The organism is Aliidiomarina celeris, assembly GCF_003316875.1.
Classification (GTDB): Bacteria; Pseudomonadota; Gammaproteobacteria; order Enterobacterales; family Alteromonadaceae; genus Aliidiomarina; species Aliidiomarina celeris.
On the sequence record NZ_QMIL01000005.1, the window covers coordinates 81,054 to 106,308 of the forward strand.

The 25,255-nt window shown below is 49.0% G+C and carries 24 protein-coding genes and 1 riboswitch; of the genes, 17 read left to right on the forward strand and 7 right to left on the reverse strand.

The genetic code is table 11. The features are described from left to right. Positions 1–113 precede the first annotated feature (113 nt). From trxA to DQW12_RS10395, 8 genes are all read left to right on the forward strand, one after another. Complete coding sequence (trxA, locus tag DQW12_RS10360) at positions 114–440, forward strand: thioredoxin TrxA (protein WP_113907874.1); 327 nt, start codon at positions 114–116, stop codon at positions 438–440. Between the two features lie 387 nt (positions 441–827). Continuing rightward, positions 828–2,090, forward strand: a complete 1,263-nt coding sequence (gene rho / locus DQW12_RS10365) for a transcription termination factor Rho (protein ID WP_113907795.1) — start codon at positions 828–830, stop codon at positions 2,088–2,090. Positions 2,091–2,255: 165 nt separating this feature from the next. Beyond that, entirely contained in the window at positions 2,256–3,728 is a 1,473-nt protein-coding gene (gene ubiD / locus DQW12_RS10370; protein WP_113907796.1) for a 4-hydroxy-3-polyprenylbenzoate decarboxylase, read from the forward strand. Next, positions 3,721–4,419, forward strand: a complete 699-nt coding sequence (gene fre, locus DQW12_RS10375; protein WP_113907797.1) for an NAD(P)H-flavin reductase — start codon at positions 3,721–3,723, stop codon at positions 4,417–4,419. Before ubiD ends, fre begins: the two co-directional genes overlap by 8 nt. A 56-nt stretch (positions 4,420–4,475) precedes the next feature. Continuing rightward, positions 4,476–4,572, forward strand: a riboswitch (TPP riboswitch). Positions 4,573–4,630: 58 nt separating this feature from the next. Then, positions 4,631–6,751 (forward strand): TonB-dependent receptor, encoded by a 2,121-nt coding sequence (locus tag DQW12_RS10380; RefSeq protein ID WP_198683949.1) that lies wholly within the window; start codon positions 4,631–4,633, stop codon positions 6,749–6,751. Positions 6,752–6,771: 20 nt separating this feature from the next. Then, a complete protein-coding gene (locus tag DQW12_RS10385; RefSeq protein ID WP_113907799.1) occupies positions 6,772–7,023 on the forward strand; it encodes a YkoF family thiamine/hydroxymethylpyrimidine-binding protein in 252 nt (83 codons plus the stop codon). Position 7,024: 1 nt separating this feature from the next. After that, positions 7,025–7,612: a nicotinamide riboside transporter PnuC gene (pnuC, locus tag DQW12_RS10390; RefSeq protein WP_113907800.1), complete on the forward strand. Its 588-nt coding sequence runs from the start codon at positions 7,025–7,027 to the stop codon at positions 7,610–7,612. 45 nt (positions 7,613–7,657) lie between these two features. Then, positions 7,658–8,449 carry a phosphotransferase gene (locus tag DQW12_RS10395; protein ID WP_113907801.1) on the forward strand — a complete coding sequence of 264 codons (792 nt, stop codon included), beginning with the start codon at positions 7,658–7,660 and terminating at the stop codon, positions 8,447–8,449. A gap of 162 nt (positions 8,450–8,611) precedes the next feature. Here DQW12_RS10395 and DQW12_RS10400 read toward each other — a convergent pair whose 3' ends face one another. Both DQW12_RS10400 and DQW12_RS10405 read right to left on the reverse strand, forming a co-directional pair. Continuing rightward, complete coding sequence (locus tag DQW12_RS10400) at positions 8,612–9,412, reverse strand: flagellin (RefSeq protein ID WP_113907802.1); 801 nt, start codon at positions 9,410–9,412, stop codon at positions 8,612–8,614. 107 nt (positions 9,413–9,519) lie between these two features. Next, positions 9,520–9,999 carry a hypothetical protein gene (locus DQW12_RS10405; RefSeq protein WP_113907803.1) on the reverse strand — a complete coding sequence of 160 codons (480 nt, stop codon included), beginning with the start codon at positions 9,997–9,999 and terminating at the stop codon, positions 9,520–9,522. A 147-nt stretch (positions 10,000–10,146) separates the two neighbouring features. Between DQW12_RS10405 and DQW12_RS10410 the strand changes: the two genes are divergently transcribed. Continuing rightward, a complete protein-coding gene (locus DQW12_RS10410) occupies positions 10,147–11,481 on the forward strand; it encodes an MFS transporter (RefSeq protein ID WP_113907804.1) in 1,335 nt (444 codons plus the stop codon). On the opposite strand, the gene trhO is transcribed toward DQW12_RS10410, so the two are convergent. The 4 genes from trhO to DQW12_RS10430 form a co-directional block, all read right to left on the reverse strand. Then, positions 11,482–12,402: an oxygen-dependent tRNA uridine(34) hydroxylase TrhO gene (gene trhO / locus DQW12_RS10415; protein ID WP_113907805.1), complete on the reverse strand. Its 921-nt coding sequence runs from the start codon at positions 12,400–12,402 to the stop codon at positions 11,482–11,484. Positions 12,403–12,523: 121 nt separating this feature from the next. Then, positions 12,524–12,997 carry a Dps family protein gene (locus tag DQW12_RS10420; protein WP_113907806.1) on the reverse strand — a complete coding sequence of 158 codons (474 nt, stop codon included), beginning with the start codon at positions 12,995–12,997 and terminating at the stop codon, positions 12,524–12,526. Between the two features lie 145 nt (positions 12,998–13,142). Continuing rightward, positions 13,143–14,960 carry an ExeM/NucH family extracellular endonuclease gene (locus DQW12_RS10425; RefSeq protein WP_157957905.1) on the reverse strand — a complete coding sequence of 606 codons (1,818 nt, stop codon included), beginning with the start codon at positions 14,958–14,960 and terminating at the stop codon, positions 13,143–13,145. A 133-nt stretch (positions 14,961–15,093) separates the two neighbouring features. Continuing rightward, positions 15,094–16,266, reverse strand: coding sequence for a chorismate mutase (locus tag DQW12_RS10430; protein ID WP_113907808.1), 1,173 nt, complete (start codon positions 16,264–16,266; stop codon positions 15,094–15,096). Between the two features lie 172 nt (positions 16,267–16,438). On the opposite strand from DQW12_RS10430, the gene udk reads away from it, so the two are divergent. From udk to DQW12_RS10445, 3 genes are all read left to right on the forward strand, one after another. Next, entirely contained in the window at positions 16,439–17,074 is a 636-nt protein-coding gene (gene udk / locus DQW12_RS10435; RefSeq protein WP_113907809.1) for a uridine kinase, read from the forward strand. Positions 17,075–17,094: 20 nt separating this feature from the next. Continuing rightward, on the forward strand, positions 17,095–18,306 hold the full coding sequence (locus DQW12_RS10440) for a NupC/NupG family nucleoside CNT transporter (protein ID WP_113907810.1): 1,212 nt from the start codon (positions 17,095–17,097) through the stop codon (positions 18,304–18,306). A 107-nt stretch (positions 18,307–18,413) separates the two neighbouring features. Continuing rightward, the gene (locus tag DQW12_RS10445; RefSeq protein WP_113907811.1) at positions 18,414–19,076 is read left to right on the forward strand and encodes an MlaC/ttg2D family ABC transporter substrate-binding protein; all 663 of its coding nucleotides are present in this window, start codon (positions 18,414–18,416) and stop codon (positions 19,074–19,076) included. Here the strand turns inward: DQW12_RS10445 and DQW12_RS10450 are convergent. After that, positions 19,073–20,074 carry a hypothetical protein gene (locus DQW12_RS10450; protein ID WP_113907812.1) on the reverse strand — a complete coding sequence of 334 codons (1,002 nt, stop codon included), beginning with the start codon at positions 20,072–20,074 and terminating at the stop codon, positions 19,073–19,075. The two genes, DQW12_RS10445 and DQW12_RS10450, sit on opposite strands and share 4 nt — an antisense overlap. Before the next feature lie 234 nt (positions 20,075–20,308). On the opposite strand from DQW12_RS10450, the gene gorA reads away from it, so the two are divergent. From gorA to DQW12_RS10475, 5 genes are all read left to right on the forward strand, one after another. After that, a complete protein-coding gene (gene gorA, locus DQW12_RS10455; RefSeq protein ID WP_113907813.1) occupies positions 20,309–21,667 on the forward strand; it encodes a glutathione-disulfide reductase in 1,359 nt (452 codons plus the stop codon). 139 nt (positions 21,668–21,806) lie between these two features. Further along, positions 21,807–22,502, forward strand: coding sequence for a hypothetical protein (locus DQW12_RS10460; protein WP_113907814.1), 696 nt, complete (start codon positions 21,807–21,809; stop codon positions 22,500–22,502). A 2-nt stretch (positions 22,503–22,504) separates the two neighbouring features. Then, on the forward strand, positions 22,505–23,425 hold the full coding sequence (locus DQW12_RS10465) for a serine hydrolase domain-containing protein (RefSeq protein WP_113907815.1): 921 nt from the start codon (positions 22,505–22,507) through the stop codon (positions 23,423–23,425). Positions 23,426–23,450: 25 nt separating this feature from the next. Continuing rightward, positions 23,451–24,545, forward strand: a complete 1,095-nt coding sequence (locus tag DQW12_RS10470; protein WP_113907816.1) for a sensor histidine kinase — start codon at positions 23,451–23,453, stop codon at positions 24,543–24,545. Between the two features lie 18 nt (positions 24,546–24,563). After that, positions 24,564–25,253 carry a LytR/AlgR family response regulator transcription factor gene (locus DQW12_RS10475; protein WP_113907817.1) on the forward strand — a complete coding sequence of 230 codons (690 nt, stop codon included), beginning with the start codon at positions 24,564–24,566 and terminating at the stop codon, positions 25,251–25,253. Positions 25,254–25,255: the final 2 nt, after the last annotated feature.

Here is a 25,255-nt window from a genome sequence, read left to right on the forward strand (position 1 = left end):
GATATCAGGTTTAGGCTTGCATTAGGAACTGTAAATGCTTCAATATGCATAGGTGAATGTTTTATACTGTGCGTGCATATATTGCCACACACGCAACTAACCGGAGAAGTAAAATGAGTGACAAGATTGTTCAGCTGAGCGACGATAGCTTCGAAGCCGACGTAATTAACGCTGACCATCCCGTCTTAGTCGATTTTTGGGCTGAGTGGTGCGGGCCTTGCAAAATGATTGCGCCGATCCTCGACGAAGTAGCAACGGAATACGAAGGCAAGCTAACCGTGGGCAAGTTGAATGTTGATCACAACAACCAAACCCCACCGAAGTACAATATTCGTGGTATTCCTACACTATTGCTGTTCAAAAATGGTGAGGTTGTTGGCTCTAAAGTGGGAGCTATGTCTAAAACTCAACTGGCTGAGTTTATTAACGAGCACGTGTAAACGCTCGTTCAGGTTTTACAGGCACCATGTTTCTGCGCTTCACTGAAAAGGTGCCTGTAACCTTACTCTTAAGTTCAAAAAGTAAAACGCTAACAAAATGAATTGGCGAAAAACTGGACGCTTTCTCATTTTGGTGTTAATTTTATCTTCATTGCACTTCTCTGGCTTCTGCCGACTTTCCCTGAAGCCATCTGAACGACAGGATTTCCAATTTTTTTGAATGTTTTCTGAAGAGCTTCTGCACTTTTATGAGCCAAAAAAGATTCGAAATAGTTTTCTAAAAAATAGCGCCTCATAACTCTCGCTGCGTAGCACTTGCCAGCGTGTAGATGTGGGGTATTGAATACAAACTGAAATTTATCTCTTACACGAACCTACCTACCGCTTATGAATTTAACTGAATTAAAGAACAAACCCGTCAATGAACTGGTCGAACTTGCGGCCACTATGGGCCTTGAAAGTATGGCTCGCTTGCGCAAGCAAGACATTATTTTTGCAATATTAAAAGCACACGCGAAGAGTGGCGAAGATATCTTCGGAGATGGTGTGTTAGAAATCCTCCAAGACGGCTTTGGTTTTTTGCGGTCAGCCGACTCTTCTTATCTTGCTGGGCCAGACGACATTTACGTGTCACCAAGCCAAATTCGACGCTTCAACTTGCGCACCGGTGACACGGTCGCTGGCAAAATTAGGCCTCCTAAAGACGGCGAACGCTATTTTGCCTTACTAAAAATTCGCGAAGTGAACTTCGACAAGCCGGAAAACTCTCGTAATAAAATTCTTTTTGAAAACTTAACCCCCTTGCATGCGAATGAACGCTTGCGTATGGAGCGTGGTAACGGCTCAACAGAAGACATTACGGCGCGTATTTTGGATTTGGCGTCTCCCATTGGTAAAGGCCAACGGGGCCTGATTGTAGCGCCGCCGAAAGCGGGTAAAACTTTACTATTGCAGAATATTGCGCAGTCCATAGCGGCCAATCACCCGGACTGTGAGTTAATGGTATTACTTATTGACGAACGCCCCGAAGAAGTAACGGAAATGCAGCGTTTGGTAAAAGGTGAAGTAGTCGCTTCAACCTTCGATGAGCCAGCGAGCCGCCATGTACAAGTTGCTGAAATGGTGATCGATAAAGCCAAGCGGTTGGTTGAACACAAAAAAGACGTGGTCATTTTACTCGACTCGATTACCCGTTTGGCACGCGCCTATAACACTGTTATTCCAAGCTCTGGCAAAGTATTAACCGGTGGTGTAGACGCAAACGCATTGCACAAGCCGAAGCGCTTTTTTGGTGCCGCTCGTAATGTGGAAGAGGGCGGTAGTTTAACGATTATTGCAACGGCGTTAATCGACACCGGTTCTAAAATGGATGAGGTTATTTACGAGGAGTTTAAAGGCACAGGGAATATGGAGTTGCATTTAAACCGTAAGATTGCCGAAAAGCGGGTTTTCCCAGCGATCGACTTTAACCGCTCTGGCACCCGCCGCGAAGAATTGCTAACTACGCCAGATGAACTGCAAAAAATGTGGATCTTGCGTAAGATTGTGCACCCTATGGGTGAAATTGAAGCAATGGAGTTTCTCATCGACAAGTTGCAGATGACTAAAACCAACGAAGAATTTTTCGAGTCGATGAAACGCTCGAAATAGTTTCCGCAAATTATTATTCATAATAAACGGCCTATTCTGGGCCGTTTTCTTTTTTTCACGACTCTTGTGCGAGCATAAGATAGCTATACGCTATCTCACGTGGCCGTGATCCGCTTAAGTCGGTTTTGCGTTATAATGCGCGCATGTTGATAAATAGGACAGTGTATGAAATATCGCGATTTACGTGATTTTATAAGCTTGCTTGAAGCGCGTGGTGAATTAAAGCGAATTTCCCAAGAAATTGATCCGTATTTAGAAATGACCGAGATTGCAGACCGAACCTTAAAGGCGGGTGGGCCAGCGTTATTGTTTGAGAACCCGAAGGGGCACTCGGTTCCAGTTCTGGCAAACTTATTCGGTACCCCCGACCGCGTTGCGCTGGGCATGGGAGAGGAGAACGTAGGCGCATTGCGTGACGTGGGTAAGTTACTGGCGTATTTAAAAGAGCCAGAGCCGCCGGCGGGTATTCGCGACGCGTTTAGTAAACTACCCCTGTTGAAAAAAGTGCTTAGCATGGGGCCGAAGGTATTAAAAAAGGCGCCTTGCCAAGAAGTGATTATTGACGAGGCGGACGTTGACCTTCGGAATATTCCTATTCAAACGTGCTGGCCGGGAGATGTCGGCCCATTACTGACGTGGGGTCTTACCGTTACCAAAGGGCCACATAAAAAACGTCAAAATTTAGGAATTTATCGGCAGCAAGTGCTAGCAAAGAACAAGCTCATTATGCGCTGGCTAAGCCATCGTGGTGGCGCGCTCGATTTTCGCGAGTTCTGTAAAGCAAATCCTGGCAAAAACTATCCGATTGCAGTAGCTTTAGGGGCGGATCCCGCAACAATTCTGGGCGCGGTAACGCCTGTTCCCGACACCCTTTCTGAGTATGCATTTGCGGGATTACTACGAGACAGTAAAACCGAAGTGGTGAAGTGTATAACCAGCGACCTGCAAGTTCCAGCGCATGCTGAGTTTGTGCTTGAAGGTTATATAGACCCGAATGAGTCGGCGCCGGAAGGGCCATTTGGTGATCACACTGGGTATTATAACGAGGTAGACACCTTTCCAGTTTTCACGGTAACCAAAATTACCCATAGGAAAAACCCTATTTATCACAGCACCTATACGGGCCGCCCGCCAGATGAACCTGCAGTGCTTGGTGTAGCATTGAACGAAGTGTTTGTGCCCATTTTACAAAAGCAATTTCCTGAAATTGTGGACTTTTATTTACCCCCGGAAGGTTGCTCTTACCGCATGGCTGTAGTGACCATTAAAAAATCGTATCCCGGCCATGCCAAGCGCGTGATGCTAGGGGTTTGGTCGTTCTTGCGGCAGTTTATGTACACTAAATTTGTAATTGTGTGTGACGACGACATTAATGCGCGCGACTGGAAAGATGTGATTTGGGCTATGACCACGCGTATGGACCCAGCACGCGACACGACTTTTATTGAAAATACGCCGATAGATTATTTGGACTTTGCCTCCCCTGTTTCTGGCTTAGGTTCTAAAATGGGCCTTGATGCAACTAATAAATGGCCGGGCGAAACCGACAGAGAATGGGGCGAGCCTATTGTAATGACCGATGCAGTGAAGCAACGGGTTGATGAACTCTGGGACGAACTAGGGATAATGAATGACTAAAACCACGCTTAATTGCCATGTTCAGCAAATTGAACCGCTCACTCCTTTTGTTTATCGGGTTTTGTTACGGCCAGAGAAAGCTCTGGCGTTTATCCCTGGCCAGTATGTTTGTGTGGTTATGAACAACGGTGACTTACGTCCTTTTTCTATTGCTTCAACACCTGAGGCGCCAGAATTAGAGCTACACATTGGCGCCACACCCGAAAACCCCTACGCTTGGGAAGTGCTGCAAAAGCTTAAGGCAAATACAACTATTGAAATTAGCACACCGCAAGGTACGGCAGGCTTAACCGACAGTGAGCGCGATATATTGGTGATTGCCGGTGGTACAGGGTTTTCTTACGCATGGTCAATTATAAGGTCGCATTTGAATTCAGCGTCGAGCCGAAAGGTAACCCTGTTTTGGGGAGCAAAGACCTTAGGCGACCTATACTGGCATACGCAATTAAGCGAACTCGCGACAAAAGACGAGCGTTTCCAATACCAACCTGTGGTAGAGCAAGCGCCTGAAAATTGGCAGGGTCACCAAGGATTGGTGCATAAAGTTGCGTTAGCGGAAACAGCCGATTTAACGCAGCATGACGTTTATATTGCCGGTCGTTTTGAAATGGTGCGAGTGGCACGCGACGACTTCTTTGCCAACAAACTTCCTGAAACACAACTGTTTGGTGACGCGTTAAGTTATATTTAACAATGTAGAACTGGCGGAGAGATTTCGTTATACTCCGCCGCAACACAAATACTGTGTAATTACCAAAGGGGTGCCGAAAGGCTGAGACGCGTAAGCGAACTCTTTGTACCTGATCCGGTTAATACTGGCGTAGGGATTGGTAAGCAATATGACCAATACGGCATTTAACCGGGTCTCATCTTTTAGTTGTTGTTTAAAAGAAGAGATCCTTATGAAAAGCAAATTATTTTTAGTTGTCCTTCCTCTTGTGTGTGCTCACACATACACCCATGCTAGCTCCGTAAATGAAAACAATACCGACTCGGACAGTGAACCGATGGAGCGTATTGTAGTGCGTGGCGACTTTCGTGCTCGTGGTATCGAAACGCTTCCTGCAAGTGTGTCGGTGCTCAGCGAAAATGATATTCAACAACGTAATGCTGAGCATCTTGAGCATATTCTTGCGATGGCGGCTAATGTAAATTTGTCGTCGGGCGCGTCGCGGGCCAATTTTATTCAAATTCGTGGCGTGGGCGAGCGCAGCCAGTTTGTTGATCCGATAAACCCTTCCGTAGGCCTTGTACTCGACGGCATTAACTACAGTGCGCTTGGTGCTGCGGCAACGTTGTTCGACATTGGTCAAGTCGAGGTGTTTCGCGGACCGCAAAGTACGCGGTTTGGTGCCGATGGTATGGCGGGAGTCGTGTATTTAACAAGTACCCCGCTAAGCGACTTTACCGACGGTGTGGTGGAAATAGACTGGGCGAATTACAACAGCTACGGCGCCGGTTTTACAATGACGCAGAGGTTCAGCGACCAAGTTGCGGTGCGCGGGAGTTTGTACCGTTATGAAAGCGACGGCTTTATTGAAAATACTTTCCTGAACCGAAGCGACACTAATCGGCAAGACGAGTTGAGCTTACGGTTAAACGGACGTTGGCTTCTGAGCCCCGCTTGGCAGGCCGACTTCACTTACCATAGATTCGACATTAATAATGGCTATGATGCATTTTCTCTCGACTTGAATCGCACCACACTTGCCGATACGCCCGGCGAAGACGCCCTCGACAGCCATGCGGGCCGAGTGTTATTTACCTACAGTGGTCATTCCGCCTATACCATGGAGCTGTCGGCCTCTGTACTGAATGCCGACTCAGTGTATAGCTTCGACGAAGACTGGGCCTTTGAGGGCATTCGGCCCGGCTGGGAATATAATTCATTCGACGAGTATGTTCGCGACAGGAGCCAAACAGAGATTGAAGCTCGCTTTTTGTCTAATCAGCCCATTCAATTGTTTGGAATAGAGTCGAGTTGGTTGGCAGGTGTTTACCATCAACGTAGAGAGCAACAACTCACAAGAAACTATACCTATCTAAGCATGCCTTTTGGCAGCCGTTACGAAACAGAGAATCAGGCCGTTTATGCCGAGCTTGGAATGTCACTTACCTCACGTTTGCGCGGTAATTTGGGTGTGCGTTTTGAGCAATACAGTAATGACTATATTGACTCCAGGGGCATTGAGGCGACGCCACAAAAGTCGAACTGGGGTGGCCGTATGAGCCTAGAGTATGCGATGTCAGAGCAAGGTTCTGCTTTCGTAAACTGGGCGCGCGGTTTTAAAGCGGGCGGTGTAAACGGCGAAGCATTGGGGCGAATGGAAGACGAGAACCTAGATGAGTTCAGAGACTTTTTGGAACAGCGAGCGGTATTTTCGCCTGAGTTTTTGAGTGCATTCGAAGTTGGCTACCGGCATTACAGCGCGCAACATAGCTTAGCCTTCGAAATTGTTGGTTTTTATAGTTGGCGCGACGACATGCAAGTGAATGCTTATGTGGAGCGTGAAGCTACATTTGTTACTTACCTCGACAATGCTTCCTCTGGCACAAACTATGGCGTGGAGTCTAGGTTCGACTATACCCCGTCGGATCAACTTCGCGTTTTTATGAGCTTTGGTTTACTGCGCACCGAGTATCGAGACTTAATGTTACAAGATGGAACCAATTTAACTGGACGTGAGCAGGCTCATGCCCCTCAATATCAGGCGTTTGCTGGCTTTGAGTGGATGTTTAGCTCGGCACTACAGTTTCGTGCCGAAGTTGATGCGCGCGACGCCTTTTATTATTCAAATAGCCATGACGAGCGCAGCGAACCCTACCAACTGGTTCATTTACGGTTGAACTACGAATGGCGAGACTGGCAATTCAGTGTATTTGCCCGAAACGTATTCGACCAAGACTATACCACTCGAGGTTTTTACTTCGGTAATGACCCGCGTGACGACTATGCCGCTAAAAACTATGTTCAATATGGTGAGCCTCGTAGACTTGGTGTAAGTGCTCGCTATCGCTTTTGATTCTTTTAAAAGGTGTATTTATGGAATTGTCTGCAGAGTTAAGTTTGTATCCTTTGGTCAATGAAAGCTACAAGGCTGTGATTAAGGAGTTTATTGAGAAACTGCAAGCCGACCCAAGAATTGAGGTACACTCAAATACCATGAGCACACAGGTGTTTGGTAGCTTTGAGAACGTTATGGCGGTGCTTACGCAAGAACTCGAAATACTGTATCGCGCGGTACCTCAACAGGTATTGGTGTGCAAATTCATTAATACCGATTTAAGGCCATAGCATGTTGAATTGGAGTACTTTATTGAACGCAGAAGCTGCAGCCGTAGTATTGGCGTTGGCTTATGTACTCTTGGCTATTCGGCAGAGCTTCTGGTGTTGGCCGGCCGCCGCATTAAGTGCTGCAATTTATACCATGCTGTTTTTAGAGGGGCGACTCTACATGGAGTCGCTCTTACAGTTGTTTTATGTCGCTATGGCCGGTTATGGTTTATGGCAATGGAAGTTCGCGGGTACTCACGGTGCGTCGTTAGCGGTGTCGACAAGGCCTTGGCGTTGGCATATTGTCGCTGTGGCTTTAGTCGTAGTAGTGTCGCTCGCCGTGAGTTGGCTCATGCTCAGGTATACCAATGCCGAGGAGGTTTGGCTCGACACCTTAACTACAGTTGCGAGTTTGCTCACAACTTGGATGGTCGCCCGTAAAATAGTAGAGAACTGGTTGTACTGGATTGTAATCGATGCCTTTTATGTCTACCTTTTCGCGACAAAAGGGTTTACCCTCACGGCCATATTGTATGCACTTTATTTAGCTATGGCTGCATATGGCTTTTATACATGGCGTAAGTCGTTCGTTGCGAGCCGTTCGGCTTGAACGACAAACCCGCATTTATGAAAATAAGGTATTTAGGTTGACCTAATGACAGATTTCCCACAGTGGTGTTTAGCAAAGTTACCCGAACAAGGGCCGTGGCAAATCGAGCCTATGGGCGAGCAGTTGTCGAACAGAACGTGGCAAATAAGTAATGGGCAACAGCGGTATTTTGTTAAACAGTATTTTCATGATCTAGAGTTTGGTAGAGACAGCCATGGCATGATGGCTATAGAGCGTTTTTTTGCTGATCTCGATATGGCGCCAAAACTTATATTTGTGTCGTTGTTAGACGGCCTCGTTGTTTATGAGTTTTTGGCATCAAACCTTATAGACAATGTTCCTAAGGTCGAGCTTCGAATTCGTGTATTAGCAAGAGCGTTAGCAGGAGTTCATCACCAGAAACCGAATATAAATACGCCAAGTTTGCGAACGCGTTTGCACGCTTATTGCGACACACTTGAGGTACAGAAGCCGAAAGACGCGCAGCGTATGCGTGAAGACTTAATGAGTTATGAAGGGCTACTAAAAAAAGTAGAGCAAGGGCCGACCGTGTTCTGCCACCATGACCTTAGCATGAACCATGTTTTTTTAACGCCACACTTAAAAATTATAGATTGGGAATATGCGGGGTATAACCACCCCGGCGTTGACTTAGCTATGTGCGTGGCCATTAACGATTTATATGAAGAAGAAATTGACTGGTTCTTCGAAGAGTACAACCAACATGCTCCGTTTCCCCTCAAGCGTGAAGACTTACCAGACTGGTTGCGGCTCGTCGCTTTTGTGAACTACTTGTGGTTCAAAGTACAAGCGCTACTGGAGCCGGCCGAGGCCTAGAGAGAATATCAGCTTTATCCAAAACCACTTCCTTTTTTAACTGTTTTCATCTGCAGACGGGTGCTCACAACTGCCGCTATAATGCGTTAGGCCAAGGGGTCGCGAAAACAGTGGCGCAAGGGCAATCCTGTGCCACGGTCACCGCTTAAAAAGCCGGTGTGCTTATCCTAGCAAGCTGAGCACTTGTTGATTCTGTGCATTAGCTTGGCCTTGCATTGATATACTGGCGTTTTGCAGAATTTGGTTCTGGATATTGTTGGCAGTCGCCATTGCGTAATCCAGATCCTCCATTCGAGAGCGTGACTCCTGCATATTTATGCCTGTAGTCATTAGATTTTCTGCGGCCGAGCGAAAAGCATTTTCTTGGGCCCCGAAAGTAGCGCGTTGTTCGGTAACCTGCTCTTGTACCGCGTCGAGCTCGTCGAGTAAGTTACCCCGAGCTTCTGGGTCGGTTAAGTCAATATTATCGAGCCCTGATAAGGTTTCACGCATGTCGCGTAATTCAACACTAATATTGTCGCCGCCTTGGCTGCCAACCATGAAATCTCGTGACTCATTATTCGTAAGCAACGATTGGCCACCAAACTCGGTCCGTTCCATAGTTTGGTAAATATTGTCTCGGAGTGCTTCAATTTCACCTTGCAATGCGCCGCGGTCTGCGTCGGACAATGCGCCATTGCCGGCCTGAATAGTGAGCTCACGCATACGAGTTAAGTCGTCGTTTACGTTCTCTAAGCCGCCTTCGGCAACCGCGAGCATAGACATACCGTCGTACGCATTACCTAACGAGCGTTGGTAAGCTTCGCTTTCTGCGGTTAAACGCTCAATAATTTGCATTGCTGCGGCGTCGTCAGAAGCGCGTTCAACACGCTTGCCGGAAGCAAGCTGACGCATTTGATCATTTTGCCGCTCTTGAATTTGTTGCAGCAAACTTTGAGTGTTACCCGTGTTTTCTATACGCATGTTTGCCTCCCCTACAGAGTTTTATGCTTACCTTTAGTATAGTGCAAAACAAACCTATTGAACACTTTTTCAGCGCTTGTAGGTAGCTTATTGATTCCGCAGAAAAACTAGTCTGCAAGTAGGCTGGCGGCAAACTGAGGCGGAATATTCGCTTGCGCTGTAATGCTTGCCTGCCCATTCGCTGCGATGTCGTTGGCCACCACTCGAGTGGCTTCTGCAATATTTAAGGCGGTATTTTGTGTTGCACTTGCCTGTGCTTGAGAGTAGTAACTGAATTCAGTCGTGTCGGCGTCGTCGTTACTCGCGCCCGCAGTGCTGTTGCCTGTTGTTGCGAAAGGCGAACTGCTTTCATCGCTGTTATTACGCTGAAACTCAGAACTTTGCCGTTCTTCAAAAGCGGCTAAGCGCGCGTCCATGTTTTGCATCATGTCGAACTGAAGTGCGGCATAGCGTTCTTGCGCAAACTCTAGTCCTGGACTAGCAATCGTAGTGGTTGTGTCGCTGGTATCGCCGACATCGGGCACGTTACCGCGCGGTGTTACCACCGGAAAGTCGCCACTCCACATGTCATAGGTACTAATTTGCATACAAAACCTTGGCGTTACCCTTGCAAGCTCCACGAAGAAGACCAGTATAAAAAAAGTACATAATTTACGCAATCTATTTAGAAAAGGTTCTCATTGGCTCAAGATATGCTTCAATAAACACATCCAACACACTAAACAGAGGTCACTGTGGCAGACAAAAAGCGATGGAGTGAGCGCATTTACGGCGTTTTGGCAGAAGACGAAGACGCCCGAGTATGTAAAGACATTCCCGACGAAGCCTGCAATGAACAGCCGAAGGCGTTCCTAGCCATGCTCGTTGCGTTGAGCCTAACAAAGCTTGGCGACGCCTTGGTGTCGGCTCGCTTGGTGCTACCCTGGATGTTGTCTGCTACCGGTGCCCCTGCATTTTTTATTAGCTTACTGGTACCACTGCGCGAGTCACTGTCGTTGCTCCCTCAGCTTTTTATCGCTCAACGTTTACGAGAACAACCTATTCGTAAATGGTTTTGGGTTGCGGGCAGTATTGGTCAGGCCTTATCTTTGTTGGCAATGGCGCTGGGTTTGGGAGTATTGAGTGGCGCCAGCTTTGCTTGGTGGGTGGTGGCTTGGTTGTGTGTGTTCAGCGTGTCGCGGGGAGTGTGCTCGGTTACCGACAAAGACGTAGTGGGCAAAACTGTGTCGAAGTCGCGCCGTGGGCGATTAACGGGCATTGCTTCAAGCGTATCTGGCGCGATAACCCTTGGTGTAGCGTTGGTCATTCTTTTTACCCCTGCGTTCAGTGAAGGCGAAAGCCAAATGTTTGTTTTTTACGCCTTGCTGCTTGGAGCTGGGCTGCTCTGGTTGTTCGCGGCTGTCAGCTATGCACAAGTGCCGGAAATTAAAGGGGCAACGGAGGGGGGCGGGAATGCCATTCGCACGGCGTTGAAGTCGATTAAATTAGTGATTGAAGAACCACAATTTGGCCATTTCGTGGTGACTCGCGCTTTTCTGGTCGCCTCTGCGTTTGCAATTCCTTACATTGTGGTGCTTATTCAACAGCAAAGCGACGGTGAACTCACAAGCCTTGGCGGCATGATGTTAGCCAGCGGATTGGCAGGTATGCTCGCCGGTAACTTTTGGGGGCGTTGGTCTGATCGTGCAAGCCACCATGTTATGGCTGCGGCAGCGGTGGTAGCAGCTGTGGTAATGGCGGTTACGCTGCTGATGCATGCAGCACAAGCAAGCTGGCTGAGCTTACCATGGGTGGGTGGTTTGCTGATTTTTTCGGCGGCAGTGGCGCACCACGGCGCACGGGTAGGGCGAAAAACCTATTTAATTGACATGGCAAACCAAACCAATAGAGCCCAATATACGGCTGTGAGTAACACGCTGATTGGTATTTTACTGCTCGCAGGAGGGTTATTGGGCTTTGTCGACCAGTGGTTCGGCACCGATGTGGTGCTGATGGTGTTAATCGCCCTCAGCCTTATCGCAGCTTGGCAGGCGGTACGCCTACCAAGCGTGAGCGATGAGGAAACTTAACTAGCCTTCCATGCGCCCGTCGCGAATGTGTTTTTCGCCGCGGGCCTTGGCCAGTTGAATTTGTTTTTCGCGCTCGGCAAAGCGGGCTTTCTGTTCGCTGCTGGTTTTTGCGTAACAATGCGGACAACTTACCCCTTTTTGGTAGTAGTCAGAGGCCATTTCCGCTTCGGTAATGGGCATTCTGCACGCGTAGCATTGGTCATATGAGCCTTGCTCGAGACCATGCTTGACCGTTACGCGTTGATCAAACACAAAACATTCCCCTTGCCACAAGCTTTCTTCTTTTGGTACTTCTTCCAAGTACTTCAAAATACCACCGTGTAAATGATAAACCTCGTCGAAACCAAGGCCTTTCAAATACGCCGTAGATTTTTCGCAGCGAATGCCGCCGGTACAAAACATCGCTACCTTCTTGTGTTTGTTTTTATCAAGATGCTGCTCAACATACTCAGGGAAGTCGCGAAAGGTGACGGTTTTTGGGTCAACCGCGCCGGCAAAGGTGCCAACGGCAACTTCATAGTCGTTACGGGTGTCTATGAGCAGCACTTCGGGGTCTTGAATAAGGTTATTCCAGTCTTTTGGCGCTACGTAGGTGCCGACAATATTTTTTGGATCAACCCAGTCGACCCCAAGGGTAACGATTTCTTTCTTGAGCTTTACTTTGGTGCGATAGAAAGCTTGCTCGTCACTAGGCGACTCTTTGTGTTCAAGGTCGGCGAATCGTGGGTCTGCTTTTAAATGGCCCAATACCGCGTCGACACCGGCACGCGTGCCACATATCGTTCCATTAATGCCTTCACGTGCTAACAACAAGGTACCTTTTACCTCGTGTTGAGCCATGATGTTGTAAAGCGGTTGGCGGAGATCAGTATAGTTGTCGAGCTCCACAAATTTGTAGAGCGCGGCGCAGATGTAATTCATAGTGGTTTCCTTCAGCAGCCTGGAACGTAAATCCAGTGCGTAAAAAATGGCCGCATATTCTAACCGATATCAATTACACCAACAAGGCAGCCGCGCTTTACTTCATTCGCGGAGTTACTCATTAGCCAAGGTAGGCGGTGAGCATCCAAGAGGTTTTTTCTTGCTCGCTAATGTAGTCGCTCATCAACGACGCGGTACCTTCGTCATGAATAGCACCTGCTTCTTCTAAAATGTCGCGTTGTTGCTGGATCAGCACTTTATAGCCTTCAAGCAGTGCTTTCACACATTCGCGGCCGTCGGTTACGTTCGTGGCTTCTTGAATGGCGCTACCGTTTAAATAATGGCTATAGGAATGCTCTGGGCGCTGACCTAAAGTAAGAATACGTTCAGCAATTTCGTCAACTTTAAGCAGTAAGTCGTTGTACGTTTCTTCGAATTTAACATGCAGTTCGAAAAAACGCTCGCCGCGCACGTTCCAGTGAAAACCACGTACGTTCATGTAGAGCACCTGATAGTTTGCCAACAGGGTGTTGAGCTTTTTACCGAGCTGTTCGGCGCCACTTTGGTCGAGTCCAATAACATTAAGCTGTTTCATGAATAACTCCTTGCCTGACTATTGCCAGCCTTGTCGTGTTTTGCGTAAAACGCATCGTGCATTCAATATATCAGACTTTGTTAATGTTTGTGTTGATTCATATCAATCACCCTAATCGAACAATTGCATTAGGGTGATTGCCAAATTAAAGTTTACGAGTGTCTACTTCAATAATAACTGGGTCGTGATCAGAGCTTCGAAACGGCGTAGGCGCATACCAATTCTGCTGCTGTTCCGGCGTTTTGAAGCGCGTACCGTACTCGAGCGCAACGGGCTCGTCGGCGTTAATGTTCCAAAAGTCGATGCCGGTAACCGCTTCTAACATGGTACGGTGCGCCAAGATATGATCGAGGCTGCCGCGTTCGCCGCGAAATACGTAAGTGTAGCCTTCTGGTGCCATGCGATTCGCAATATTGATGTAGCCGTGCTGGCGTAGCTCTACCATGGGGTCTTCCATGGCATAGCTGTTAAAATCGCCGAGTAGGATCATATTGCGATGCTCAACGCCGGTTGGAAATTCCCGTAGCCAGCGAGCTAACGCAGTTGCTGTGTCGGTGCGTAAAGGGCTCCAACAACCTTGGCCATCACCTCTGTTGCTGTTCGGGTTAGACTGCTCACTCGGGCAGCTGCCTTTGCTTTTAAAGTGGTTCGCAACCACGGTAAATTCACCCCCGGTGGCGCGGCTGCGAAAGCTTTGCGCCAGTGGCGGGCGGCTGCCACGATCAAAAGGCGCGTTCTCAGTAAATGCAGTACGGCCTATTTCTTCAAGCCGATCGGCTCGGTAGATAATGGCTTGAGTAATGGCATCGCCGCCAATTCGCGAAGCGCTAGGGCGAACGAAAGCATAACGTGCATTTAAACCAGCGGCATTTGCGGCCGCTTGCAAGCCTTGGGTTAAATCCACAATAGCGCTGTTGCTACCAAAACCATCGTTCTCAAGCTCCATCAACGCAAAAACATCGGCGTTCATGCCCACCATAGCTGCAATAATACGAGCCCGTTGGCGCTCAAATTCCTCAGGCGTACGGGCTCCACGTGGCGTTGGGAATCCTCCTCCCTGACCGTCGCCATTGAAGTAATTCAATACGTTAAAGGCCGCTACGCGAATGTCGCCTCGGCCGGGCAGGTTCACCCCTTCAGGCCGTGGGTTGCTGGCGATAATGTTAGGCGTTCGAACCGGGTGAATATGGTAGGCATCATCTACGCGTACTAAAATGCCTTCAATATTATTTACTGTGTCACCCGAGCGAACGGTATTATTAACGCTTAGCTCGGGCGCTGGGTAGGGCACCGAACTTGGATTTTCAACCTCTGAGCCGTCGTCTAAAACGATGCGGCGGAGAAAATTGTGAGCGCTGTGGTCGCGTGCGCTAATGCCTGGCAACGTAATTTGCGTAGGTACCCAGAGCACTTCAGTGGCGAGGTCGAGGGTGCCAAAACGACTGAGTTGGTAATGGCCAACGACGGTCATGGAATGGGTAATGCGCACCCTTTGGTGCAGTAAATTGTCGTACTGTGCCACATAGTCGATAGGCAGTTCGAGTGGTACCACGGTGTAATTTTGGTTGCGACTACATACCGTAAGTTCGCTTACTGAATGAATGGCAGTACCCCCGCCGTATTCGCCACGCATACCCTCAATGCGCACTCGATCACCGGCTTGCACCGGCGTGCCGAAGTTTTCGTCACGCACAAAAAGAGCAGGCCGCGGCACGGTCATCGTTGTGCCAGGAGACTGCACAAAAAAGCCGTTCAGGCGGTCTTCGCCTTGAAAGCTGGCACTGACTACGCCTTCAATAATTACTTGTTCATCGAGGTATTGTTGCACTCGGTCAATAGGGGTTGCGTCGGCGCCACAACGTTGGGCAATGGGAATGCTGGTGGGATCTATGGGGGCGGTTGCGCAACCCACAACGAGCCAAAGTAGGGCAAAAACGCTAGTCATTCGAAGTGTGTATTTCATCAGTAAACCTGCCATTAACGTGCGGCGATTATGGAATTGTTGGCTTCAGTATTCACCAAACTCTATTGCGAACTATAATACAAAACGCGTTCGCTTTTAAAAAAGATTGCGCGCATTTTTGCGTTGTTCACGCTTATCGAGTTGGTTCTGGGGCTGTGTTTGTCGGTATGGCTGCGTGTGTAGCTTGAATACGCTCGTCTGGGTAGCACCCCAATATTTTTATAAAGCGTGTAGTGGCTTTGAGCTCACGCTCAGCACCGCGCCACTGTTCCGTGTCGCTGTTAATGAGCACGTCTACATAAAAAAGTTCTTCCCATGGGTTGCCCGGCATGGGCCGCGACTCGAGTTTTGCCATGTTGATATTGTGGTTACGCAGCACGAGTAGAGCGTCTACCAACGAACCGGGTTGATTGTGCGTTGCCATAATAAGGCTGGTTTTCGCAGGCAACTGGTTCGGTACGCGAATAGGGTCGCGGCTAACTATAATAAAGCGTGTATGGTTCTCTTTTTGATTCGCCATACCGTCGGCCAATGCAACCAAGTCGTAGAGTGCGCCGCCGCTTTGTGGCCCTATGGCGGCACTGTGCGGGTTTTGATCTTCGGCAACGTGGCGCATGGCATGGGCCGAAGAGGCGCAGGGCTCAAGACGCAGCTGCGGCAATTTAGCTAAAAATTGTGAACACTGCGTAAGCGCCTGCGGGTGGCCATACACCACTTGGAGTGCGTCAAGTGCGGTGCCGGGTTTCACTAATAAGTGGTGGTCGACGGGTAAGTACGACTCGCCAATAATATGCAAGTGGGTGTGCCGTAATAAGTCATACACGTCATTAATAGAGCCCGACGAGGTATTTTCGATTGGCAACACCCCTAAGCTAGCGCGACCGTCTTCTACGGTGGCGATTACGTCGTTAAAGGTGTCGCAGGAAAAGCCCTGTAACGTGCAATTGCGCCGGTGCGCGTAGCTTTGTGCGGTTAAATGGGAGTAAGAGCCCGGCATGCCAAGGTGAGCAATGGCTAATTGGCCTTGCGAGTTGCCTTGCTGCAGCCACGCGTGTTGCGTTAATACGGAGTCTTCAATAATAATGTGGTAAAGCCGCGTTAAATAGGCGGGGTCGAGCCCCAAAGCCTGCCCTTGCGCCATGAGTTTAAGCAAGAGCTCAGCTTCGCGGCCGGTGTCGCGCACATGGCCTTGGCGTTCGGCTTTGTCTTTTGCCACATCGAGCGCTAATTCACGGCGGCGTGCCAAACAGTGCAGGAGTTCGGCGTCGAGAGCTTCTATTTGTTGGCGCAAATTATGTAGAGTCATGGTTAAAAAATTACGTGAGGCCGTGGGTAGAGAATGCCTCGGGAACGCGTCAAAGTGCAAGAGCGATTCGGGCTTTTCTTAGGGATCGTGAATTTACAGTTTATAAATGCGGCTGAATTGGCGATAATGGCGCGCAATTGTGCCGGAGTCATTGTCGTTTAAAAGGGTTCTTGTGGGTCATAAAACAACCATTATTGCTATTGCTGGTCCGTCAGCTTCTGGAAAAAGCTTATTCGCGTCAACGGTCTACCAAGAGCTGGTGGCAGAGCTTGGAGGTGAGCGCATTTCGGTATTGTCGGAAGACGCTTATTATCGTGATCAAAGCCACTTAGCCTTCGAACAGCGAGTGCTGACCAACTATGACCACCCCAGCGCTTTTGAACACGAGCTACTCGAGCAGCATTTAAAGGAGCTGCGTGCCGGCCACAGCATTGAAATGCCGCAATACAGTTACCGCGACCATACGCGGGTAAAAGAAACCATTCAGGTAACGCCTGCACGGGTTATTTTGGTGGAAGGTATTTTATTGTTGAATGACCCTGCACTGCGGGAGCAGTTCGACATTTCGGTATTTATGGACACGCCGCTCGACATTTGTTTATTGCGCAGAATAAACCGTGATATTGAAGAGCGCGGCCGTAGTTTAAGCTCTATTACCGAGCAGTACGAAAATTATGTACGCCCAGCGTTCTTTAATTTTATCGCGCCATCGAAGCATTTCGCAGATTTAGTGGTAACCCGTGGTGGCCAAAACGAAATTGCTATCGATATTATAAAAACAAAAATACGGCAGTTACTTGCAGAATAATTAAAACTTAGGGAACGCTTATGATAGGCCTACTCGGCATGCTGTTTTTACTCAGCGTTGCATATATTTTTTCAACGGCGCGTTCGCGCATTAAATGGCGTACTGTGGTGGGTGCATTTGCACTGCAAGTCGGCTTAGGCGCATTTGTTTTGTATGTGCCGTTTGGGCAAGACGTGCTGTTGTCTATGTCGAACGGCGTTGCCAATGTTATTGGCTACGCCGACGCCGGATTTGCGTTCTTGTTTGGCGACATCGGTGCGTATTCACAAGGCTTTATTTTCGCCATTCATGTACTTGGCGTTATTATTTTCTTCTCAGCGCTTATTTCTATTCTGTACCATATTGGCGTGATGGCGTGGATTATCAAGTTAATTGGTGGCGGGCTGCAGAAGCTGCTGGGTACGAGTCGCCCTGAGTCGATGTCGGCCGCCGCGAATATTTTTGTTGGCCAAACAGAAGCGCCTCTGGTGGTTCGCCCCTATATTCCAACCATGACACGCTCAGAGTTATTTGCCGTGATGGTGGGGGGCTTAGGCTCCGTTTCCGGTTCGGTACTGGCTGGGTACGCAGGCATTGGTGTTGAGCTGAAATACTTAATTGCTGCTTGTTTTATGGCCGCCCCCGGTGCGTTACTCATGGCAAAAATTATAATGCCGGAAACCGAAGAACCGCAGAATGAGCTCACCCATGTACCCACAGAAGAGCGTCGCGCCAATGTAATTGACGCAGCCGCGTCTGGCGCGTCGAGCGGTTTGCAACTGGCCATGAACGTGGGCGCAATGTTGCTAGCTTTCGTGGCCCTTATTGCACTGTTTAATGGCATTTTGGGCTGGTTTGGCGGTTGGTTTGGCCAGCCCGAACTGACCTTGCAACAAATTTTTGGCTTTGTGTTCCAGCCGTTAGCGTGGTTGCTGGGTGTGCCGTGGAGTGACGCCTCGCTGGCGGGTAGCTTTATCGGCCAAAAATTAGCCATAAATGAATTCGTTGCTTATTTGGACTTCGTGAATTACAAGGACCAAATGAGCGCCCAGGCTCAGGTTATTGTCACCTTTATGCTCTGTGGTTTTGCAAATATTTCGTCAATTGCGATTTTGCTCGGCGGGCTCGGTGGCATGGCCCCCAGTCGCCGTAAAGAAATTGCGCAATTAGGTGTAAGAGCCCTATTGGCGGCGACTCTAGCGAATTTTATGAGTGCCTCCATTGCCGGTGTTTTCTTTACTTTAGCGAGCTAAAGGAAAACTTTCCTTACAGTTTCTGTACTAGACGCCCGCTTGAAAGTGAACCAAAATGCCCTGTAGAACGAACTCTACAGGGCATTCTTTTTTTATTGGAGTACAGCATGAAACGGTTGTTGCTACTGTGTGTAGCTTTTGTTTTCATTTTCACCCCAACGCTCAAGGCCGCTGAGCCTGAGAATCCCTACCGGCTCTTAGAAAGAATTGCAGAAAGGGTACTGGAGCGTATTGGTAACGAGCGCAGTAAAATAGAGGCGGAGCCGAATTATTTACGTACCATCATGGCCGACGAGCTGCTGCCACATTCGGATTACGAATTTGCAGCCCGTATGGTTATGGGGCGGAATTGGCAGCGCTTAAGCGAAGCACAGCAGAACGCATTTGTAGAAGCATTTCGCGACTACTTAGTAACCACGTATGCGCGGGTCTTTACCCAATACGACGAAACCAAGCACAAGCTCGAGTTTGGCCGCGAAGAAGATTATGCGAACGAGCGCCGTGTGGTGGTTCGGGGGCAGCTCATTGAAGAAGGCGGGCGTCCGCCGGTGCGGCTCGATTTCCATTTGCAACGTCGTACACCTACGTCGCCTTGGCTGGCTTTCGACTTGGTTGCTGAAGGCGTGAGCTTGCTTAATGCCCAGCAGTCTGAAATGCAGGCGTCGCTCCGCCAGCGCGGTATCGACGGTACCATTGAATTGTTGCGGGAGCGGGCAAGTGTGGAGATCAACTTGAATGAAGATATCGACCTCGATAACTTCCAAGACTAACGACCGAACCACATTGCAACTTCAAGACCAAACATGTAACGCAACTTGCGTTGCTGTTCCAATTCCTCGCGGGGCCAGTGTTGCCCCGCCCACACTTCTAAAAACAACCATTCGCGAAACCATTCACGGCGGTGAATAATACGGTAACCGTAGTCACGCACGGGAACCTTTGCGCTGGTTTGCCCTTGAATGAAAACTTCGCCGGCAATAGCACGTTCCTCGCCATAGAGGTGAAAGAGTGCAGCCGAATTATGCCAACGCACGCCGTCTGTACGTTCGGCTAAAGTAAGGTCTACACTGATGCGCGCCAGCCATGCCTCGCGCATACTGGCTTCCCAGTCGAGGCGTTCGTTCACGCCAAAACCGTCGGAGTCGCGCCAAAACAAGGTGCTGCGCACCCGTAACTGTGAGTAGTCATTGAGTTTTCGCTGCCACAAATAGCGGCCTTGGGCATATAAGTCGGCTTTAAGCCCTTTGCGTATACCCGCACTGAAATAGAGCCGGTTGGTTTCCCCTAACTTAGGGTCAAAGCCTAAGCCAAGAATCCATTCCTCGTCGTCGGCGTACGACTGTAAAACGGACTGTTCAAAAGTGGATTGATCATTGTCGAGCACGTCGTCGAAGTTCCCGCGGCCAATAATGGCAGAGAAGCGCTCTTCGGCTTGCGGTAAACGAAATTGGGCACGAAATCGAGATTTTACTTCCCAACCGTCGTAAGCACTCCAGCTCGGCCCAATCGACAAGCGGCCTTGCGAGTCGTAGTTGTCGTCGAAGGAACGGTCGGAACCAAAAAATTGGTCAAACCAACGTGCGGTATTGTCGACGGTATTTTCTACACCGTCTTGGAAATTGTCGATCCACGCAACATTAAGCTCCGGAAGCTCCTCTGTTTCGGTCTGCTTTTCGGGAGGATCAGCATAGGCCTTCTCGGCTGGCGCTATAAGCAAACAGGCGAGAAGCAGTTGAACTCCCAAGCTGCGGTAATCATAAAACCTCAAATGTAAAACTCCGTTGTGCGCTCTCTAACCTACTTTACCTTCCTAGGCGATTAACATTCGACGCGAACTGAATAATGTGACGTAAAGAATGCGTAAATGCCAGTTTTAATCGAATGAGGGTGTAGGAACTATGATATGCCCGCTGGACCCGAGAAAGCAGCAAACTATATTTGCAGCCTCTCGTGCTGCATGCGATCATAGCGCTTTCATTTTTTGAGCCATGGATTTTGTAGTATGAGCACAAGACATTTTGACTATTTAAGTATTGGCGCCGGTAGTGGCGGTATTGCCTCGGCAAATCGAGCAGCGATACGTGGTGCGAAAGCCGCCGTTATTGAAGCAAAAGCCGTGGGTGGTACCTGTGTAAACGTAGGTTGTGTTCCTAAAAAGGTTATGTGGTACGGCGCGCATATTGCTGAAGCGGTGAAATATGCTGAGGCATACGGTTTTGAGTTAGCGCAAAATGCATTTAGCTGGAATACCTTGGTGAAAAACCGAGAAGCTTATATTGAGCGCATTCACGGCAGTTATCATCGTGGCTTTCAAGGTAATGGCGTGGAATATATCGAGGGCTTTGCGTCGTTTGTAGGGCCCAATGAGGTGGAAGTAAACGGCGAACGAATTACTGCCGACCACATTACCATTGCGGTGGGTGGCCGGCCGACAATTCCAAACGTACCGGGCGCAGAATACGGTATTGATTCGGATGGTTTCTTTGCACTCACAGAGCAACCTAAAAAAGCAGTTGTTGTTGGAGCCGGCTATATTGCGTTGGAAATTGCCGGCGTACTGCATGCATTGGGTACAGAAGCACACTTACTGGTTCGCCAAGATCGGCCATTGCGTTATTTCGACCGCGACATTATAGACGCGCTGCTGGAACGTTTGAAACAAGACGGCCCAGCGTTGCATACCTTCTCGGAAGTGAAATCTGTGGAGAAAGGTAACGATGGTTTGCTTACCATCACCACCATGAACGACGAAGTGATAGAACAGGTCGACTGCTTAATTTGGGCAATAGGAAGAGAGCCGACAACGGACAAAATTAACTTGCCTGCGGCTGGTGTAGAAGCAGACGAGCAAGGCTATATTCGCACCGACAAGTATCAAAATACCAATGTAAAAGGTATTTATGCAGTGGGCGATATCACTGGCGAGGCGCAGCTTACACCGGTAGCGATAAAAGCAGGCCGATTGTTAGCAGAGCGGTTATTCAACAAGGATATGCCCGACGCCCATATGGATTACAGCTTGATTCCAACGGTAGTATTTAGCCACCCGCCGATCGGCACCATCGGGTTAACGGAACATGAAGCGATTGCCAAGTATGGTGAAACAGAAGTAAAAGTGTACCGCTCTAGTTTTGCCGCTATGTACAATGCCATAACGCCTCATCGGGCGCTAAGCTCGTTCAAACTCGTGTGTGTGGGAACCGACGAAAAGGTGGTTGGCTTGCACGGCATTGGCGAAGGTATGGACGAAATTTTACAAGGCTTCGCGGTGGCGATGAAAATGGGCGCAACCAAAGCCGACTTCGACAGCACTGTGGCGCTTCATCCTACCTCTGCTGAGGAGTTCGTTACGCTCAGATAATTGCGTAACAACGCCACGAATACTCGTTCTCCGCTTATCCGCTCTTGCGCCCGCTGGTCATATTTTTGTGTCAGCGGGCGTTTTTGGTTTTACACTGCAAAGCACAAATTGCTTAGGCAGTGAACAAAAGGGGAACACAATGAAGACTATGAATCAGTATTTACGCACCATTGTTGGCACGTCACTTATACTCGCGTTTACCAGCACAGCGGTGTTTGCAGCGTCGCCGGAAGGCGTGTGGCGGGGCAAGCTTGAAGTTCAAAATGGTATATTTTTAACCATTGGTTACACCATAGAGAACGGCGTGTTAACGCTCGACAGCCCAAATCAAGGTATGTTTGCCAAGGCGCCAACCTCGTTTACCTTGAGCGATAACGAGTTAGAATTTACCGACGCGCAATTGTCAGCGAGTTTTAAAGGTGAGTTCGAAGGTGACACGCTAACGGGAACTTTTACCCAAGGTAAAGCGTATTCGCTTACGTTGCACCGGCTCGACAGCGAAGACCTTGAGCGCATGGCATTTGAAGGCCGTTATGCCGGAGAAATGCTAGTGAATCGGCGCACTCAACTGCCTTTGCAGGTGAATGTGGCCGTTCTTCACGACGGTTATTACGCCACGCTAGACAGCCCCGCGCAGCAAAGTTACGGCATTCCGTTAACCGACTTTAGCATTGATGCAACGCAGATGAGCTTTAGCAGCCCAATGATTAGTGCAAGTTACAGCGGGACGTACGCGGAAGGAGGCTACCACGGTGACTTCCTGCAAGGTCAGAAACGTTCGCTTACGCTCAGCAAGGTTGCTCAGGGAGAGGAGCCAGCTGCTGCCCCAAAGTAACATTGGGTGAGCATGGCGGCGCCGTTGCTCTGATCACCCAAGCAGGTTCGGAATCTCGCTTCTTTGGCCAGCATAACGAACACACGCGTTACGAAATTGGCTCGGTAACAAAAACCATGGTGGCCTATTTACTTGCTGAAGCCATGGTCAATGAACAGTTAGTGGCTACCACACCGGTGCATACACTTTGGCCCGAAGCACCGCAAGGGGTGCCGGTAATGTCGCTTGTTACCCATACCAGCGGCATACCACGGTTACCGGAAAACCTGTTTGACGGTGCCGACATGTATAACCCCTACGCTCATTACGATAGCGCACGTATGAATCAAGCATTGGCGAGCTTAACGTTGCAAGCGCCGGTTTATGAGTATTCGAACTTTGCCTTTGGGTTACTCGGTGAGCTATTGGCAAGGCAGGCAGAAACAGATTTTGCTGCACTTATGGCTGAGCGCGTGTTTGCGCCCGCAGGCATGGCGAACAGTTATGTGGCAATGGCTAGCCACAAGGTGCACGAACAGTTAGCCGAGGGCCATGATCTATTAGGTGAAAGCACTCCCGCTTGGCGTTTTCAGGCGCTTGCAGGCGCTGGAGCTGTGGTGGCAACGCTAAGCGACATGGTGAATTATGTGCGCTTTATGCAGCAGGGGTTAGCCGAGAATCACCCCGTAGTAGCGCAAGTACTGCAATCGCAAGACGCTTTAGGTGACTGCTGTGAGCAGGCGATGGGCTGGATTATTGCAAAAGATCCAAATGGCAAACCATACGCGTGGCATAACGGCCAAACCGCAGGGTTTGCAAGTTTTGTTGGTTTTTATTTAGACGGTTCGCGGGCTGTAGTGCTGTTAAATAACCAGTCAGTTAGTGTAAACGAACCCGCTTTAGCACTACTCACTGGCGAAAAGCAACTGAGCGAGCTGCCCTAGGCGGCTCTCTGCTTTAAGGAACCTTATGCACTCTCGTTATTATCCGCTGTATCAACTGGTAGGCTGGTTGTTGCTCTATAGCAGCCTAATGCTGAGTTTACGCACAGCCTTTGGTTTTACGCCGCTGGAATATATTTTCGGTGGTGTTTTGGTGGCAAGCGCAGGGATTTTTTCTCATGGCATGCGTTGTGGTTACCGAAAATGGAACAAAGACCAAGCGGTGGTATGGCAGTTTCTCTACTTTTTGTTAGCAGCCCTGGTGGGGGGCGCCTTTGCCGCATGCATGCTGTTTGCTTTGGTTTTGAGCTTTGCTTATATGGGTATTATAGACCCCATTGCTACCGGGCAAACACAAGAGGTTTTTCACGCGGTGTTTTGGGCCAATGGGACTAACATGGCATTGGCCCTTATGCTGTGGAGTGGAATTTACCTTACCTTGGTAAAAGCGCGCCAGCTTCGGCTCGCGAAAGAGGCGTTGGCGAGCAGCCAGTTGCAAGTACTCGAACAGCAGTTAAGTCCTCATTTTTTGTTTAATATGATCAATAATATTCGCGCCTTAATACTTGAAGACCCGCATCGTGCGCGAGAAAGCCTCGCTCGCCTTGCGGATATGTTGCGCTATAGCCTGCAACCTGCCGAAGGTGCACAAGTAACTGTTGCTCACGAGCTCAATATCGTGTCTGAATACATTGAGTTGTGTAAAATTCAATTTGAAGAGCGGCTGCAATTTGAAAGTGAGGCGCCTGAACATTTAAAGCAAGCGCTTATTCCACGCATGGTGTTGCAGTTGTGTGTAGAGAATGCGATTAAGCATGGTATATCTCAATGTCGCGAAGGCGGCAGCATAAGCGTTCGCCTGCGAGAAGTTGAAGGGTTTCTGTTATACATTCGGGTAGAAAACCCAGCTCCCACAGCGCAGCCCGATGCTCCTTCTTCTGGCAAAAACGAAAAAGTGGGCCTTAAGAATATTCGTGACCGGCTTGCGCTACTGTATAAAGATAAGGCGCATAAACACGACAAGGCGCTGGTGAATGTAATGCTTACTCGGCACAAGTACACTGCTGAGTACGACACTGTGGTAACTGAAATTACTTTACCGCTTGTGTTTCTCGACGACTAAAACGAGCAGGGAGTAACCATGCGAATCGCTATTGTTGACGACAGCCGATTGGCGCGGCTCGAATTAACCGAGCAGCTCAATGAATGCTCGAATTGTACGCTAGTAGGCGAGGCTGCAAATGTGAAAGAGGCGGTTTCCTTACTTAATTCAACCCCAGTAGACGTGGTATTACTCGACATTGACTTACCCGACGGCAGTGGGTTCGATGTGCTTGAGCAAGTAAGCCACCCGCCACAGGTTATTTTTGTAACGGCGTTTAACGACTATGCAGTGAAGTCGTTTGAATACAATGCACTCGACTATTTATTAAAGCCAGTGCGGCAAGAGCGACTGCAAACAGCGCTACAAAAAGTAAGTGCAGCACAACCGAAGCTGGCTACAGAGCAGCGGATTTTTATTAAAGACAGAGAGCGCTGTTTCTTTATTCGGGTTGAAGACATTTATGCCTTCGAAGCCATGGGGAATTACACCCGTGTACACCTTGCGCAAGAGACACCGGCTGTTTATCGGCCCATTAGCCAAGTGATGGAGCGCTTGGACGAACAGCGTTTCTTTCGTGCGAGCCGAAGCTGGATTATTAACACGCACTTTATTGACAGTTTAGAGCCCACTTTAAGTGGCGGTTTTTCTGTGAACTTAGCAAATGGACTAAAAGTAGATATTTCCAAGCGCCAAGCTACAGAGTTTCGCCGCAGTTGGTCGCTGTAGGA

Excerpts from the sequence above, each read along its gene's own strand:
- trxA (WP_113907874.1), top strand. The coding sequence starts at position 114 with ATGAGTGACAAGATTGTTCAGCTGAGCGACGATAGCTTCGAAGCCGAC.
- DQW12_RS10395 (WP_113907801.1), top strand. The coding sequence starts at position 7,658 with ATGACAGATTTCCCACAGTGGTGTTTAGCAAAGTTACCCGAACAAGGG.
- DQW12_RS10440 (WP_113907810.1), top strand. The coding sequence starts at position 17,095 with ATGATAGGCCTACTCGGCATGCTGTTTTTACTCAGCGTTGCATATATT.
- DQW12_RS10405 (WP_113907803.1), bottom strand. The coding sequence starts at position 9,999 with ATGCAAATTAGTACCTATGACATGTGGAGTGGCGACTTTCCGGTGGTA.
- DQW12_RS10420 (WP_113907806.1), bottom strand. The coding sequence starts at position 12,997 with ATGAAACAGCTTAATGTTATTGGACTCGACCAAAGTGGCGCCGAACAG.
- DQW12_RS10470 (WP_113907816.1), top strand. The coding sequence starts at position 23,451 with ATGCACTCTCGTTATTATCCGCTGTATCAACTGGTAGGCTGGTTGTTG.
- DQW12_RS10380 (WP_198683949.1), top strand. The coding sequence starts at position 4,631 with ATGAAAAGCAAATTATTTTTAGTTGTCCTTCCTCTTGTGTGTGCTCAC.
- DQW12_RS10445 (WP_113907811.1), top strand. The coding sequence starts at position 18,414 with ATGAAACGGTTGTTGCTACTGTGTGTAGCTTTTGTTTTCATTTTCACC.
- pnuC (WP_113907800.1), top strand. The coding sequence starts at position 7,025 with ATGTTGAATTGGAGTACTTTATTGAACGCAGAAGCTGCAGCCGTAGTA.
- gorA (WP_113907813.1), top strand. The coding sequence starts at position 20,309 with ATGAGCACAAGACATTTTGACTATTTAAGTATTGGCGCCGGTAGTGGC.
- DQW12_RS10425 (WP_157957905.1), bottom strand. The coding sequence starts at position 14,960 with ATGAAATACACACTTCGAATGACTAGCGTTTTTGCCCTACTTTGGCTC.
- trhO (WP_113907805.1), bottom strand. The coding sequence starts at position 12,402 with ATGAATTACATCTGCGCCGCGCTCTACAAATTTGTGGAGCTCGACAAC.
- DQW12_RS10385 (WP_113907799.1), top strand. The coding sequence starts at position 6,772 with ATGGAATTGTCTGCAGAGTTAAGTTTGTATCCTTTGGTCAATGAAAGC.
- DQW12_RS10400 (WP_113907802.1), bottom strand. The coding sequence starts at position 9,412 with ATGCGTATAGAAAACACGGGTAACACTCAAAGTTTGCTGCAACAAATT.
- DQW12_RS10475 (WP_113907817.1), top strand. The coding sequence starts at position 24,564 with ATGCGAATCGCTATTGTTGACGACAGCCGATTGGCGCGGCTCGAATTA.
- ubiD (WP_113907796.1), top strand. The coding sequence starts at position 2,256 with ATGAAATATCGCGATTTACGTGATTTTATAAGCTTGCTTGAAGCGCGT.
- fre (WP_113907797.1), top strand. The coding sequence starts at position 3,721 with ATGACTAAAACCACGCTTAATTGCCATGTTCAGCAAATTGAACCGCTC.
- DQW12_RS10430 (WP_113907808.1), bottom strand. The coding sequence starts at position 16,266 with ATGACTCTACATAATTTGCGCCAACAAATAGAAGCTCTCGACGCCGAA.
- rho (WP_113907795.1), top strand. The coding sequence starts at position 828 with ATGAATTTAACTGAATTAAAGAACAAACCCGTCAATGAACTGGTCGAA.
- DQW12_RS10460 (WP_113907814.1), top strand. The coding sequence starts at position 21,807 with ATGAAGACTATGAATCAGTATTTACGCACCATTGTTGGCACGTCACTT.